Source organism: Bradyrhizobium sp. 190, assembly GCF_023073415.1.
In the GTDB taxonomy this organism is placed as follows: Bacteria; Pseudomonadota; Alphaproteobacteria; order Rhizobiales; family Xanthobacteraceae; genus Bradyrhizobium.
Window position 1 is genome coordinate 207,732 of sequence record NZ_JADPJL010000001.1, and the last position, 14,490, is coordinate 222,221.

Here is a 14,490-nt window from a genome sequence, read left to right on the forward strand (position 1 = left end):
ATTGCGAGCCAACGGGGCGCGCATTCGCGCGACCCGTTGGCTCGCAATGACGCAAGAGGATAGAATGAACCACGACAATTACGACGACAACTACATTCGCAGCATCCTCAACGGCGTGAAGTCGATCGCGATGGTCGGCGCCTCGCCCGTCAATGTGCGGCCGAGCTATTTCGCCTTCAAATATCTGGCGCAGCGCGGCTACGACATGATCCCGGTCAATCCGGGTCACGTCGGCAAAAACCTGCTCGGAAAACCCTTCGTCGCCTCGTTGTCGGATATCAGCCGTCCCGTCGACATGATCGACATCTTCCGCAATTCCAGCCACATCATGCCTGTCGTCGACGAGGCCCTGACACTATCGCCACCGCCGAAGGTGATCTGGATGCAGCTCGGCGCGCGCGACGACGCGGCCGCCGAGAAAGCCGAAGCCGCCGGCCTCAAGGTGGTGATGAACCGCTGCCCGAAGATCGAGTACGGCCGGCTGTCGTCGGAGATTTCATGGATGGGTGTCAATTCGCGCACGCTGAGCTCGAAGCGCGCGCCGATCCCGACGCAGGGCATGCGCCTGTCGCTGAACCGGACGAGCGTCGGCGGCGGCGCGACGGCGGCATCGGATCGCGCCGCAAAGAACAAAAGCGAGCCGACGTGACGCAATGAGAAACAATTATTTCGAAGACGCGACCTGACGAAGCAGTCCCGTTTCCAATTCATCAGATGTGAACGCCTCGCCTTGACGGCGGACACGCCTGCCATCAGCATCTTCAACGCATTTCGAGCAAGCCAAAGAACAGGACGTAAAGAATGACCGACCGTCTCCCGGGATTTTCGACCCTTGCCGTGCATGCCGGCGCGCAGCCCGATCCCACCACCGGGGCGCGGGTGACGCCGATCTATCAAACCACGTCCTTTGTATTCAACGATGCCGACCATGCCGCCTCGCTGTTCGGGCTGCAGGCGTTCGGCAACATCTATACCCGCATCGGCAACCCGACCACCGCCGTGCTGGAAGAGCGCATTGCGGCGCTGGAAGGCGGCACCGCGGCGCTTGCGGTCGCCTCGGGACACGCGGCGCAGGTCGTGGTGCTGCAGCAATTGCTGATGCCGGGCGACGAGTTCATCGCCGCGCGAAAACTCTATGGCGGCTCGATCAACCAGTTCACACATGCGTTCAAGAGTTTTGGCTGGAACGTGGCGTGGGCCGACCCTGATGATATCGGCAGTTTCGAGCGCGCGGTGACGCCGCGCACCAAGGCGATCTTCATCGAATCGATTGCCAATCCCGCCGGCAGCATCACCGACATCGAGGGAATCGCGGAAGTGGCCCGCAAGGCCGGCGTGCCGCTGATCGTCGACAACACGCTGGCGACGCCCTACCTGATTCGCCCGATCGACCACGGCGCCGACATCGTCGTGCACTCGCTGACGAAGTTTTTGGGCGGCCACGGCAATTCGCTCGGCGGCATCATCGTCGACGGCGGCACCTTCGACTGGTCGAAGGACAACAAATACCCGATGCTCAACGAGCCGCGGCCGGAATATCACGGCATCAGGATCCAGGAGACGTTTGGCAATTTCGCCTTCGCGATTGCCTGCCGCGTCCTGGGCTTGCGCGACCTCGGCCCGGCGATCTCGCCGTTCAACGCCTTCATGATCCTGACCGGCATCGAGACGCTGCCGCTGCGCATGCAGAAGCATTGCGAAAACGCCAAGGCGATCGCGGAATTTCTTGCCGGCCATTCCGCGGTGGCGACGGTGAACTATGCCGGCCTCGCCAGCGACAAGTACAACAAGCTCGCGCGCAAATACGCGCCAAAGGGCGCCGGGGCGGTGTTCACCTTCAGCCTGCGGGGCGGTTACGACGCCGGCGTCAACCTGGTGTCGAACCTGAAACTGTTCTCGCATCTGGCCAATGTCGGCGACACCCGTTCGCTGGTGATTCACCCGGCATCGACCACCCACAGCCAGCTCGACGACGCCGCCAAGGTGAAATCCGGCGCCGCGCCCGATGTCGTGCGGCTGTCGATCGGCATCGAGGACAAGGAAGATCTGATCGCGGATCTGGAGCAGGCGCTGAGCGCGTGAGGGCATTACCGTCATGGCCGGATTCGGCCATGACGGGCCTCGAAATCACAAGCCTCTCGTTAACGCTCATTCCGGCATAAAATGGCACTGAGCTGCCCTCGATGATTCGGAGCCAACGATGCTGCGCTGGATGATGCCGTTTCTGGTCGCGATTTTCGCGGTCGGAACCGCTGCGGCCGACGAGAGCCTCGGAGCCGCCAAGGCCGCCGATGACCCCACAGCAGTGAAGCCGGCCGACCCTCCTGCCGCCGCCAAGCCCGCCGAGAATCCGGCCGCGACGAAGCGCACCGAAAAAACTGCCGCCGGCAGGCGCGCCGCGGTCCGGGCCGTCCGCCAGTTGCCGCCCGGCCTGCCGCGCGACCATTACAATTATCGCACCACGGTTGCCCCGCCGGCGGCCCCCCTTTATGTGCGGCGCGGCCGTACCTTGGTGCTCGAAGAAGAGGTGCTCGTGCCGACCGGCATCAAGGCCTACGCGCCGCGCGTCTTCGGCACGCCGCTCTTGCCGGGATCATCGACACTGCCCGGTTACTACGGCACCAGTCATTCCTACAGTTATGATGGCCCCTATTATGGCGGCCCCTATGAGCCGTACTGGAACCGCCTGCCGTACGCTTGCGGCGTGTACGGATATTGCTAAACGCGCATTGGCCAAACAACGGAGACGGACGACCGACGTGGCAGGGGTACTGCGGAAAGCCAGCAAAACGGGCGCTGCCAATGCAACCACGGCGGACCTGGTCGCCGTCCTTGTTGCCGTTACCGACGGCGAGCCCAAGATCATGACCATCGCCAACGCCGGCGCGCTGCCAAGCGGCCCGTTCGAATTCGCGCACCGTTCGCTGCAGACGGGATTGCGGGCGTGGGTCGAGGCGCAGACCGGCCATCCGCTCGGCTATGTCGAGCAGCTCTACACGTTCGCCGATCGCGGACGCGCCGGCGATGCCAAGTCGCCGCATTCGATCTCGATCAGCTATCTGGGCCTGACCCGCGAGGACCAGGTCGGCCAGGGCTTTGAGGCGCATTGGTCCGGCTGGTACGAATATTTCCCCTGGGAGGATCAACGCTCCGGTCTTCCCGCCGCGCCGGCGAAGACGTTGGCATCCCGGCTGCGGGCGTGGTCGAAATCCGCAGCTACCGCCAGCCTGCAGCGCGAACGCTGGCAGCGCGTCGCCATCACGTTTGGCCTCGACGACCGCGAATGGAATGAGGAACTGGTGCTGCAGCGCTATGAGCTGCTCTACGAGGCCGGCCTGATCCCGGAAGCGGTTCGTGATGGGGCAGACGCCACCGCCGTCATTCCCGGCAGGCAAATGACGGGAGATCACCGCCGCATTCTCGCGACTGGCATCGCCCGACTGCGCGCCAAGATCAAATACCGCCCCGTGGTGTTCGAATTGATGCCGGCGGAATTCACCCTGCTGCAACTGCAACGCAGCGTTGAGGCGCTTGCAGGCCGGCTGGTGCACAAGCAGAATTTTCGTCGCCTGATCGAGCAGCAGCAACTCGTTGAGGAAACTGGCGCAATCGCTGCCGATACCGTCGGCCGCCCCGCCAAGCTGTTCCGGTTCCGCCATGGCGTGCTGGCGGAACGGGCGGTTGTCGGAACCAAGCTCCCGCTATCGCGCACTTGACATCGGTTATGCTCAGGATAAGTATAAGCCAAGATATACTCAAGGAGAGTATAAATGGCTAACCTCAGCTCCACCGCAATCGCGCGTTCCGCAGAGCTTTACGACCGGGTCAAACGGGTCATCCCGCCGCCTGAATGGGCCACCTTCGCCGAGGACGTCGACGCCATCCTCGCACTCAAGCGAAGCCGCAACGCCGTCGTCCTCGCGCACAACTACCAGACGCCTGAAATCTTCCACGGCGTCGCCGACATCGTGGGCGACAGCCTGCTGCTGGCGCGCGAAGCCACCAAGGTCGATGCCGACATCATCGTGCTGGCCGGCGTGCACTTCATGGCCGAGACGGCCAAGCTGTTGAACCCGGAAAAGACCGTGCTGATCCCGGATCTTGCGGCGGGCTGTTCGCTGGCGGACTCCATCACCGCGCAGGACGTGCGGCTGATGCGGCAGCGCTATCCCGGCGTCCCCGTCGTCACCTATGTGAACACCTCGTCGGCGGTGAAGGCGGAATCCGACATCTGCTGCACCTCGGGCAATGCGCTCAAGGTCGTGGAATCGCTCGGCGCCGAGCGCGTGATCATGCTGCCGGATGAATATCTCGCGCAAAACATCGCCGCGCAGACGAACGTGAAGATCATCGCATGGAAAGGCCATTGCGAGGTACACGAGCTGTTTACGGCGTCCGACGTCCGGGAACTGCGCGAAAGTCATCCTGACGTGACCATCCTGGCGCATCCGGAGTGCCCGCCCGAAGTGGTCGCGGAAGCCGACTTCTCCGGCTCGACGGCAGCGATGTCGGACTTCGTCGGCCAACAACGCCCGCCCCGGGTCGTTCTGCTGACGGAGTGCTCGATGAGCGACAACGTTTCCGTGCTCCACCCCGACGTGGAGTTCATCCGGCCCTGCAACCTGTGCCCGCACATGAAGCGGATCACGCTGAAGAACATTCGCCACGCGCTGGAAACCGGCCGGCACGAGGTGACGATCGATCCCGCCATCGCCGCGCCTGCCCGGCGTGCCGTCGAAAGGATGCTGGCGATATGAGCACGGAGATTTCAGCGCTCAACAACCGTCCCGTCATCATCGGCGGCGGTGCGGCCGGATTGATGACGGCGCTGCAGATGGCGCCGGAACCGGTGTTGCTGCTGTCGAAGGCGCCGCTTGGCGCGGAGGCGTCGAGCCTGTGGGCGCAGGGCGGACTTGCGGCGGCGATGGGCGGCGACGATGACCCTGCCCTGCACCTCGCCGATACGCTCGCCGCAGGCGCTGGCCTGTGCGATGAAGCCGTCGCGAGCCGGATCGTTCACGCGGCTCCTGCGGCCGTCGAACACCTCGCGAGACTTGGCGTCGCCTTCGACCGGCGGCCCGATGGCGGCTGGCGACTTGGCCTGGAGGCCGCGCACGGCCGCAACCGGATCGTGCACGCCACCGGCGACGGCACCGGGCGTGAAATCATGCGCGCCCTGATCGCAGCGGTGCGCCGCTGCCCGTCGATCACGCTGCTGGAAGGCGTCGAGGCACGCAGCCTGATCGTCGAGGACAATGCCATCAAGGGCGTACTCGCGGTGAACGCGCAGGGTCCGCTGGTGATCGACACCAGCCGTGTCGTGATCGCCACAGGTGGAATCGGCGGCCTGTTTTTGGACAGTACCAACCCAGCCGGTTGCTTCGGCCAGGGACTGGCGCTGGCGGCACGTGCTGGCGCACTGCTCTCCGATCTCGAGTTCATCCAGTTTCACCCGACTGCCTTCGACGGGCCGTCGCGTCCGATGCCGTTGGTCACCGAGGCCGTTCGCGGTGACGGCGCGATCCTGATCGACGATACTGGACATCGCTTCATGGCGGACCAGCCTGGTGCCGAGCTTGCGGCCCGCGACATCGTCGCGCGCGCGGTCTGGCGTCGCCGCGCGGAGGGACATCGCGTCTTCCTCGACGCGCGGAAGCATCCGGGAGCGGAATTTGCAAAACGCTATCCCGTCATTTCCGCCTTCTGCAAGATGGCCGGGATCGATCCCGCAACCGATCCGATTCCGGTGAGGCCGGCGGTGCACTACCACATGGGCGGGATATGCGTGGATATCGAGGGCCGCAGCACCGTGAACGGCCTGTGGGCCTGCGGCGAGGTCAGCCGCACCGGGCTGCATGGCGCCAACCGGCTCGCCAGCAATTCGCTGATGGAAGCGATCGTCTGCGCGCAATGGGTTGCGGAGAGTGTCCAGGGTGCGAGCCGCGGCCCGCTGAAAACGCGCGCTGCCAATGCGCCTCCACCCGCGTCCGATCCTTCGTCCGTGCGGCCGATACTGTCGCAAGGCCTCGGCGTACTCCGTGACCGGCATGGAATCGAACGTGCGATTCGCAGCCTCTATCCGATCGCCAGCGGCCACAGCGCGGCTTCCGATCCCGCGCTGGTGGGATTGATGATGGCAATCGCCGCCTGGCGGCGCGATGAAAGCCGCGGCGGGCATTACCGCAGCGACTTCCCCGACATCCTGCCCTCGGCCATGCCGTCTTCCATCTCGCTTGCGGACGCGCTCGACAGCGCTCGCGACATCGTTGAAACCGGATCTCTGTCTGTCGGGAGTGCCCAGCCGTGACACTTACGCCGCTTCTGCCTCTCATGTACGAGCCGCTGGTTCGAACCGCCCTGCTCGAAGACTTAGGCCGCGCCGGCGACATCACGGCGGATGCGATCGTCCCAGTCGACAGGCAAACCTCGCTGGTGTTGCGCGCGCGCCAGCCCGGTGTCGTGGCCGGGCTCGACATCGCGCGCTGTGCATTTCAGCTCGTGAATCCTGCCATCCAGCTCACCGTGGAGCGACCTGACGGCAGCGTGGTGGCGCCGGGAGATGTGATCGCCGCGATCGAGGGGCCGGCGCGCGGGCTGTTGACCGGCGAGCGGACAGCGCTGAATTTTCTCTGCCATCTCAGCGGCGTCGCCACCGCAACCGCCTCGCTGGTGTCGGCAGCGCAAGGCACCAAAGCGCGCATCGTCTGCACCCGCAAGACCACGCCCGGATTGCGCACGCTGGAAAAATACGCGGTCCGCGCCGGCGGCGGCAGCAACCACCGCTTCGGCCTCGACGATGCCATTTTGATCAAGGACAACCACATTGCGCTGGCCGGCGATGTCAGAACCGCGATCGAGCGCGCAAAGGCGCATGCCGGCCACCTCGTCAAGATCGAGGTCGAGGTCGATACGCTGTCGCAGCTCGAACAGGCCCTCGCGATCGGCGTGGATGCCGTCCTGCTCGACAACATGACGGTCGAGCAACTGCGGCAGGCAGTAGCGATGACGGACGGCCGGGCGATCACGGAAGCTTCCGGCCGCATCACCGTCGAGACTGCCAAAGCGATTGCCGCCACCGGCGTCGATCTGATTTCGGCCGGCTGGCTGACCCACAGCTCCGCCGCGCTCGATATCGGGCTCGATTATCTCGGACTCAATCGGCAGGCAGCGTAACGCGGCGGATCACTCGGCCGCGCGCATGGCAGCCTTGTCCTCGCGCATCAGGCGGTTGTTGCGCTGGACCACCGAATAGCTCGCCAACGCAAACAGGATCACCAGGCCCTGGATCGACAGCGCTTCCACGGAAGGATTGAGGCCGATCGCGCTCAGGAACGCCGAGCCCTTGGCCTCGGTGACCGTGATGATCGCCTGCTCCTGGAACTCCTGCACGGCCTCGCCGATGAACTTGATCGCCATCACGAACAGGAATGCCGAGGTGACGATGAACAGCGGTCGCAGCGGTAGCTTTCGCGCAATCATGTTGATGAAATAGAACAGCACGGCGAGGCCTACCGCCGCCGCGGCAAGGCCGGCGAACAGGCCCGCGCTCCAGCCGCCTTCGGTCTTGGCGAGCGCGTTGATGAACAAGACGGTCTCCGCGCCCTCGCGAAACACCGCAAAGAACGCCAGCGCGCCGACCGCCCACACCGTGTCCTGCGACAGGGCCTGATCGGCCTTGTGCGCGAGGTAATCCTGCCATCCACGAGGATCCTGCTTCACCATCAGCCAACCGCTGACGTAGAGCATCAGGGCGGCGGCAAGCAGAATGATAATGCCTTCCAGGACGTCGCTGTGGTCGCCCGAGTTCAGCACCGCAAACAACCAGGCCGCAACAAAGCTGGCCGCGACGGCGACGAGCGCGCCAGCATAAAGCGCCTGAATGCGATGACTGGCGCCGGCCTTGGTCAGATAGCCCGCAAGCGCTGCGATCACGAGCATGGCTTCGAGCCCCTCACGGAGCAGGATGACGGCGGCCTGGATGAATGCTGACGACATGAACGGAACCTTTGTTTTGGCTCGTTTTATCGCCCAAACGATTCAAGTAAAGCGGTCGCATGCCACATAAACGCGTCAAGGCGATAGCGCAGCGAGAAAGCCCTGAGAACTGGGCACTTCCAGCAATGTTGGCAGATTAGAATCTCTCAATTTCAGCCGGGTTGCCCAAGCGGCAGAACCAGTTTCTGCCGGTCCTGCCCGACACGCCGCGCAACCAGCCGTTCGGTCTGCAAGACTGCCAACGTCAGCACAACGATCGCGCCAGCCTGATGCGCCAGCGCCAGATCGATCGGCACCTGGTGCAGCAGCGTGAGGATGCCGAGCGCAGCCTGCAGAATGATCGCCGCCACCAGCGACCACGCGCCGACGGTGACAGCCGCGCCGGCCCGTGACCGCATGGCGTCGATGGCATGAAGCACCGCCAGGATCAGCAGCGCATAGGCAGTCATCCGATGTTCGAACTGCACGGTGAGTGTGTTGTCGAACAGATTGCGCCACCACGGCTCCTCGAACCAGAGCCGCGCCGCCGAAGGAATGAAGGCGCCGTCGATCTCTGGCCAGGTGTTGTACACCCTGCCCGCCCGCAGGCCCGCCACCAGCGCGCCGAAATAAAGCTGGACGAAAGTCAGGGCGAGCAGAGCCACCCCGGAGACCTTCAGCCGCAGGGGGACAACGGGCTGCGAGCGCGCGCTCATCCGCCGCAGCGTCCAGACGATCGAGGCAAAAATGATCAGGGCCAGCACCAGATGCGTCGCCAGCCGATACTGGGACACCTCGGTCCGTTGTGTGAGCCCCGACGCGACCATCCACCAGCCGACCGCACCCTGCAGCGCGCCGAGGGCAAAGATCAGCCACAGCCGCCGTTTCAGCTCCGTGCTCAACACGCCGCGCCAAAGGAAGTACAGGAACGGCAGCAGATAGACCGCGCCGATCACGCGCCCGAGCAGGCGGTGGCTCCATTCCCACCAGAAGATGGTCTTGAACTCCGCAAGGCTCATGCCGGCATTGAGTTCGCGGTATTGCGGGATGGCCTTGTAGCCCTCGAACGCCTGCGCCCATTGCGCCTCGTTGAGCGGCGGCAGCGTGCCGGTAACCGGCTTCCACTCGACAATCGACAATCCAGATTCCGTCAGCCGCGTGGCGCCGCCAACCAGCACCATGACCGCGATCAGCGCGGCGACCACGATCAGCCACCATCTGACGGCGCCGAGATGCGGGGCCTGCTGTGCGGAACTAGCGGTCATTAAACCCGTCTTGAAATCCGTCCTGGCCCGCCTTAAAGGCGCGCTTGATTGAACTGGCGCGCCCCTTATAGTCCGCCCCCTCCCGCGCGCAACCCGCCACGAGCCTCACATATCCGCCATGACGATACGCACCCGCAAATTCTTCGGAACCATCGCACTTCTGGTGCTGGTCGTGGTGTGGTCGCTATTGGGAATGACCATCGCCCAGACGCCATGGCTGGCCAATTCCGGCCTGCGGCAGGCGATCTTCTATGTCGTGGCGGGGCTCGGATGGGTGCTGCCGGCTATGCCGATTATCAGCTGGATGTCGCGGCCCGACCGCGCCGCCTAGATTAGACCCAATTGTCCCGGGTCGGCCTGACCGTAGGAAACATCATTCCCGACAGCATCACCCGCATCATGCGCAGCGAGCCCTGCCGCCCGTCCCAGGCAATCCGCGGCAGCGCGTGCAGATTGGTGTAGCCCTTGGCCTCGACGACTCCCGGGATCGTCGAGGCCGCGCTGGCAAAGCCCGCCTCCTGCGCCATCACGACATGCTCCCGACGCCAGGATTGCCGGTCGCCGAACGGATAGGCGAAATGGCTGACGGCGCAGCGCAAGGCGGCCTCCGCGACCGCCTTGCCCATGCTCATTTCGCGTTGCGCATCGGCCTCTTTCAGGTTGGACAGCGCGGGATAGTTCACCGTTGCGCTGCCGATCGTCACCAGCGGATCGGCAGCGAGCTTCGCCAGATCCTCCCAATCCATCGACGCAGCCCGCGTCAGCGCCGTGAGATCGACGGAGTAGCGCGTGCAGAGGTCATGGATCGCGAACGAAAGATCCTGCGGCGGCAGCGTCCGCATCCAGCTCGCCAGAAATTCGAAAGTATCATACTTGTCCAACGTGCTGCCGGTTGCGAAACGCCGTTCCTTGCGGTCAATCACCAGGCTGATGCGATCCTCCCGCGCGATCATGCCTTCCAGCGCGAGCCACCAGGCGTCGCCGAGCCCGTCCGGAAATGCGGTCGGCAGGTAGACGGTGAAGGGCACGCCGTGCTTCGACAGCACGGGATAGGCCTGCGTGATGACATCCTTGCAACCGCCGTCGAAAGTCAGGCAGGCAAATCGATTGGCCTTTGGCAGCGTGACCGCCCGCCGGCACACTTCGTCCATCGTGATCAGATCGAAGTTCCAGCGCTTCAGCGCACGAATCGTCCGGTCGAGAAATTGCGGCGTGATTTCGCGCCACCGGTTGGGCTGAAACGGGCGAGAATCGCGCGGGCGCACGCGCTCGAGCCGCAAAATGACGCCAGCGCCGCCGGTCTCCCGCTGCTTCAGTCTGAAGTGGCCGCTGAAATAGGCGAGCTCCATCCGGGCCCGCCGCCAAATTCCTATGTCCGACGCCAACGTGCCGCCCTCAACCATACGGTCGCGCGGCCCCCGCCGCGCACCGATTGCATTACCCTTTGTTGACATTTCCCTGCGAAGGTCGGCCAAAGCCGAAAATTGTAAACAATTTCATATAGCACGAGCTCTGCGATGACCATGGCTGCCGCGATTGAAGACCGGACGGCGGATGCAGATGCGTGGTCGAAGGCGAGCCGCATCGCCGGCATCGACATCGTTCACGACCTCGCCGCCGCGGAAGGCATCTGGCGCAACCTGGAAAGCGCGCAAACCTTCTTCACCCCGTATCAGCGGTTCGACTTCCTCAGCCCCTGGCAGCGGCAGGTCGGCGAGCGCGAAGGCCTTGTTCCGTTTATCGTGATCGCCTACGACGCGGAACGCCGTCCGCTGGCGTTGCTCCCGCTCGCGCTCAGGCACGCCTACGGCGCGCGTTGTGCCAGTTTCATGGGCGGCAAGCATTCCACCTTCAACATGGCGCTGTTCGACCGCGATTTTGCCGCAAGCGCAACGCAAGCCGATCTCGAAGGTTTGATCGCGGCGATCTCGCAGCGTTCCGAAGCCGACGTCCTCACACTGCATCAGCAACCACTTCGCTGGCGCGATCTGCCCAATCCGCTTGCCCTGCTGCCGCATCAGCCCTCCGCCAATGATTGCCCGCTATTGGTGATGGAGCCCGGTGCCGCGCCCGCGGCGCTGGTCAGCAACTCGTTCCGGCGCCGCCTCAAGGGCAAGGAACGCAAGCTGCAGTCCCTGCCCGGCTATCGCAGTCACGTGGCGTCGTCGGAGGCCGACATCACGCGGCTGCTCGACTGGTTCTTCCGCGTCAAGCCGCTGCGGATGGCTGAACAGAAGCTGCCCAACGTGTTCGCCGATCCCAGCATCGAGGATTTCATCCGCGGCGCCTGCACCGCGCCGCTCGCCGGCGGCAAGCACGCCATCGATATCCACGCGCTGGAATGCGACGAGGAAGTGATCGCAATCTTCGCCGGTGTCGCCGATGGCCATCGCTTCTCGATGATGTTCAATACCTACACGATGTCGGCGAATTCGAAATATAGCCCCGGCCTGATCCTGATGCGCGACATCATCGATCACTATGCCGGACAGGGTTATGGCGCGCTCGACCTTGGGATCGGATCGGACGATTACAAGCGGCTGTTCTGCAAGGACGACGAACCGATCTTCGACAGCTTCATCCCGCTCAGCCAGCGCGGCAAGCTTGCCGCCAGTGTCATGTCAGGCCTCAACCGCACCAAGCGGCTGGTGAAGCATAATCCGGCGCTGCTGGAGATGGCGCAAAAGCTGCGTAACGCGTTCAGCTAGATTCGTAGATCCGTAGGGTGGGCAAAGCGAAGCGTGCCCACCATTTCGAGATGACGGTGTAGATGGTGGGCACGGCGCTTTGCGCCTTTGCCCACCCTACAAGTTCCTTCAAGCCGCCACCACGCGCGGGCCCGGTTCGACTGCGTCCAACGCCTCGCACGGCTTGCTCAGCATCGTCACCTCGGAGAAGCCGACCGCCCTGAGCTGGTCGCACATCAGCGCACGCGCGTCCGGCGCCATCGACGCTTCGGGCACCACGACCGCCCGCGCCTGTGACGTCAGCAATTCGGCCGACAGATCGGAGGCCGCGCCGGCGTCCAGCAGTACATGGTCGTAGACCCGCAGCAGCGCGTCGATCGCGAGCGTCAACCGCGGCGACTGAAGCTGCGCCCGGTCGAAGCCGGGGCGTCCGGCGCTGACGAGATGAACACGCGACTGCCGATCCCTGGTGATGATCTGCGCAAACGACGCCTCGCCCTGCATCAGTTCGGCAAGCCCGGGCGCAACCGGATCGGTCGACATTGCGGGAATCATGGGCGAGGATGCGACGAGATCGACGACCACAATTTTCGCCTGCTGCGCCATCAGCCGCGCCAGCGTCAGCGCGGTCAGCGTGATGCTTTCGCTCGATGCCGTGCCGAGCACGGTGACCTTGCGCGCCGCGGAGCCTTCGCCAACCAGGACATCCGCCATTTGCTCGATTTCACCAATTTCCGCCGCGGTGTCCGTGTGAGGGCTGTCCACGCGCGGTTCATTCAACACCGGCTCGGAGGCGTGATCCACGTCAGCATTCACGTCAGCGAGGTCCGCCACCGGAAGCTCGGGCGCGATTGCCGGCGCACGCACCGGTTCCGGCGGAGCAGCCAAAATGATTTCGGGTACGATTCCGGGCGCGATTTCCCGCACGACTTCCGGCGAAACCGTACCAGCGGCCCGCGGCGCGGTCATGCGTAGCAATTCGCCGGTCGCAATCGCGCCGGAGGTGAGCAGCAAGGTCGCCAGCGTCGCGATCAGCACGATCGGAAGTTTCTTCGGATATGCCGGGGTGTTGGAGACGGTGGCGCGCGAGATGATGCGGCCATCGGCCGGTGCCGCCTCGATATTCTCGCGGGCGCTCGCCTCGCGGTATTTCGCCAGATAAGATTCGAGCAGATCGCGCTGGGCCTTGGCTTCGCGCTCGAGTGCGCGCAGTTGCACATCCTGGCCGTTGCTCGAGGACGCCTGCTTCTTCAACTGATCGAGGCTGTTCGTCAGGCCTTCGACCCGGCCGCCGGCGATGCGGGCATCGTTCTCCAGCGAGCGCGACACCTTGCCCGCCTCCTCGCGCAACTGACGATCGAGATCGGTGAGCTGCGCCTTCAACTCCTTGATGCGAGGATGGCCGCCGAGCAGCGTCGAGGATTGCTCGGCGAGTTGTGCGCGGAGCGTCACGCGCTGCTCGGACAGCCGGCGCACCAGTTCGGAATTGAGCACCTCGGAAGCTTCGATCGGCTTGCCGCTTTGAAGCATTTCCTTGATCAGCCGCGCCTTGGATTCGGCATCCGACTTCAGCGCGCGGGCGTTGTTCAACTGCGTGTTGAGCTCGCCCATCTGCTGGTTGGAGAGCGTCGTGTTGTTGGTACCGACAAACAGGCTGGACTTGGAGCGGAAATCCTCGACGCGGGATTCGGATTCGGCCACCTTCTTGCGCAGGCTTTCGATTTCACCCGACAGCCACTGGCCCGCCGATTTCGCCTGCTGCTGCCGCGCATCCTGCTGCAGCACCAGATAGCCTTCTGCGATCGAGTTGGCGACGCGCGCGGCAAGTTCGGGATCGCGCGACTGGAATTCGATGACGATGACGCGGGATTTGTCGACGGCGTAGGCCGTGAAGCGATCGTAATAGGCTTCCAGCACGCGTTCCTCAGGCGTCAGCGAGAGCGGATCGCGTCCGATGCCGATTAGGGCCAGCAATGACTTCAGCGGCGAAAACCCCTGCAGCACCGGATCGAATTCGGGGCGTTCGGCAAGCTTGTTCTTCTTGATGATCTCGCGGGCCAGATCGCGCGACTGCACGAGTTGTACCTGACTGGTCACGGCTTCGGGGTCGAGCGCACTGCGGTCCTCGTTGCGATCGCCGGTCGGACGCAGGAACACGTTCTCGCGGCCATCCACCAGGATGCGCGCCTCCGACTTGAACCGAGGGGTGATCATATTGACTGCAGCGAGCGACGCCACCAGCGCCAGCACCGTCGGGACGATGATCCAGCCCCGCTTGCGCATCAGCGCCCCGCCGAGCGCATGCAGATCGAGATCGCCGGATTCGGATGTAGCGACGTGCTTCGGAGCCGAAGGCGCAGGCCGTGCCATCGCCCGCTGCACCACCGGCTTGTCCTTGCCTGCACGCCAGAACGCCAAACGCATCGCACACCCCCGCGGACGTAACTGCTGGTCCACCCGAACCCGGCCGAGTACACTCCATTATGGTTGCCGCTGGGTTAATTTGCCCCATTTCGCGACCCGCAAACACGGGCTATTGGCACGCGGTCATTTTTTGTTAACCA

13 protein-coding genes are annotated in these 14,490 nt (G+C 64.2%); 9 read left to right on the plus strand and 4 right to left on the minus strand.

Annotation, left to right across the window (positions count from 1 at the left end):
• The first annotated feature begins 64 nt into the window (after window positions 1-64).
• The 7 genes from IVB22_RS00990 (at window position 65) to nadC (ending at window position 7,173) form a co-directional block, all read left to right on the plus strand.
• Window positions 65-649: a CoA-binding protein gene (locus IVB22_RS00990; protein WP_247515462.1), complete on the plus strand. Its 585-nt coding sequence runs from the start codon at window positions 65-67 to the stop codon at window positions 647-649.
• Window positions 650-801: 152 nt separating this feature from the next.
• Complete coding sequence (locus IVB22_RS00995) at window positions 802-2,082, plus strand: O-acetylhomoserine aminocarboxypropyltransferase (protein ID WP_247515463.1); 1,281 nt, start codon at window positions 802-804, stop codon at window positions 2,080-2,082.
• Window positions 2,083-2,200: 118 nt separating this feature from the next.
• Window positions 2,201-2,722 (plus strand): hypothetical protein, encoded by a 522-nt coding sequence (locus IVB22_RS01000; RefSeq protein ID WP_247515464.1) that lies wholly within the window; start codon window positions 2,201-2,203, stop codon window positions 2,720-2,722.
• Between the two features lie 37 nt (window positions 2,723-2,759).
• The gene (locus IVB22_RS01005) at window positions 2,760-3,716 is read left to right on the plus strand and encodes a hypothetical protein (protein ID WP_247515465.1); all 957 of its coding nucleotides are present in this window, start codon (window positions 2,760-2,762) and stop codon (window positions 3,714-3,716) included.
• 54 nt (window positions 3,717-3,770) lie between these two features.
• Window positions 3,771-4,757, plus strand: coding sequence for a quinolinate synthase NadA (gene nadA, locus IVB22_RS01010; RefSeq protein ID WP_247515466.1), 987 nt, complete (start codon window positions 3,771-3,773; stop codon window positions 4,755-4,757).
• Window positions 4,754-6,307 carry an L-aspartate oxidase gene (locus tag IVB22_RS01015; protein ID WP_247515467.1) on the plus strand — a complete coding sequence of 518 codons (1,554 nt, stop codon included), beginning with the start codon at window positions 4,754-4,756 and terminating at the stop codon, window positions 6,305-6,307. The genes nadA and IVB22_RS01015 overlap by 4 nt, the downstream gene beginning before the upstream one ends.
• Window positions 6,304-7,173 (plus strand): carboxylating nicotinate-nucleotide diphosphorylase, encoded by an 870-nt coding sequence (gene nadC / locus IVB22_RS01020; protein WP_247515468.1) that lies wholly within the window; start codon window positions 6,304-6,306, stop codon window positions 7,171-7,173. The genes IVB22_RS01015 and nadC overlap by 4 nt, the downstream gene beginning before the upstream one ends.
• Window positions 7,174-7,182: 9 nt before the next feature.
• On the opposite strand, the gene IVB22_RS01025 is transcribed toward nadC, so the two are convergent.
• Window positions 7,183-8,025 carry an FTR1 family protein gene (locus tag IVB22_RS01025; RefSeq protein WP_308200341.1) on the minus strand — a complete coding sequence of 281 codons (843 nt, stop codon included), beginning with the start codon at window positions 8,023-8,025 and terminating at the stop codon, window positions 7,183-7,185.
• A gap of 122 nt (window positions 8,026-8,147) precedes the next feature.
• On the minus strand, window positions 8,148-9,239 hold the full coding sequence (locus IVB22_RS01030; RefSeq protein WP_247515470.1) for a COX15/CtaA family protein: 1,092 nt from the start codon (window positions 9,237-9,239) through the stop codon (window positions 8,148-8,150).
• A 118-nt stretch (window positions 9,240-9,357) separates the two neighbouring features.
• On the opposite strand from IVB22_RS01030, the gene IVB22_RS01035 reads away from it, so the two are divergent.
• The gene (locus tag IVB22_RS01035) at window positions 9,358-9,570 is read left to right on the plus strand and encodes a DUF2842 domain-containing protein (protein ID WP_247515471.1); all 213 of its coding nucleotides are present in this window, start codon (window positions 9,358-9,360) and stop codon (window positions 9,568-9,570) included.
• Between the two features lies 1 nt (window position 9,571).
• Here IVB22_RS01035 and IVB22_RS01040 read toward each other — a convergent pair whose 3' ends face one another.
• Window positions 9,572-10,624, minus strand: a complete 1,053-nt coding sequence (locus tag IVB22_RS01040; RefSeq protein WP_374207425.1) for a polysaccharide deacetylase family protein — start codon at window positions 10,622-10,624, stop codon at window positions 9,572-9,574.
• 132 nt (window positions 10,625-10,756) lie between these two features.
• Here IVB22_RS01040 and IVB22_RS01045 point away from each other — a divergent pair, with 132 nt between their 5' ends.
• Window positions 10,757-11,947 carry a GNAT family N-acetyltransferase gene (locus IVB22_RS01045; RefSeq protein WP_247515473.1) on the plus strand — a complete coding sequence of 397 codons (1,191 nt, stop codon included), beginning with the start codon at window positions 10,757-10,759 and terminating at the stop codon, window positions 11,945-11,947.
• Window positions 11,948-12,055: 108 nt separating this feature from the next.
• On the opposite strand, the gene IVB22_RS01050 is transcribed toward IVB22_RS01045, so the two are convergent.
• Window positions 12,056-14,350, minus strand: coding sequence for an exopolysaccharide transport family protein (locus IVB22_RS01050; protein WP_247515474.1), 2,295 nt, complete (start codon window positions 14,348-14,350; stop codon window positions 12,056-12,058).
• Between the last annotated feature and the right edge of the window lie 140 nt (window positions 14,351-14,490).

Excerpts from the sequence above, each read along its gene's own strand:
- IVB22_RS00990 (WP_247515462.1), top strand. The coding sequence starts at position 65 with ATGAACCACGACAATTACGACGACAACTACATTCGCAGCATCCTCAAC.
- IVB22_RS00995 (WP_247515463.1), top strand. The coding sequence starts at position 802 with ATGACCGACCGTCTCCCGGGATTTTCGACCCTTGCCGTGCATGCCGGC.
- IVB22_RS01000 (WP_247515464.1), top strand. The coding sequence starts at position 2,201 with ATGCTGCGCTGGATGATGCCGTTTCTGGTCGCGATTTTCGCGGTCGGA.
- nadA (WP_247515466.1), top strand. The coding sequence starts at position 3,771 with ATGGCTAACCTCAGCTCCACCGCAATCGCGCGTTCCGCAGAGCTTTAC.
- IVB22_RS01015 (WP_247515467.1), top strand. The coding sequence starts at position 4,754 with ATGAGCACGGAGATTTCAGCGCTCAACAACCGTCCCGTCATCATCGGC.
- IVB22_RS01030 (WP_247515470.1), bottom strand. The coding sequence starts at position 9,239 with ATGACCGCTAGTTCCGCACAGCAGGCCCCGCATCTCGGCGCCGTCAGA.
- IVB22_RS01035 (WP_247515471.1), top strand. The coding sequence starts at position 9,358 with ATGACGATACGCACCCGCAAATTCTTCGGAACCATCGCACTTCTGGTG.
- IVB22_RS01045 (WP_247515473.1), top strand. The coding sequence starts at position 10,757 with ATGACCATGGCTGCCGCGATTGAAGACCGGACGGCGGATGCAGATGCG.
- IVB22_RS01050 (WP_247515474.1), bottom strand. The coding sequence starts at position 14,350 with ATGCGTTTGGCGTTCTGGCGTGCAGGCAAGGACAAGCCGGTGGTGCAG.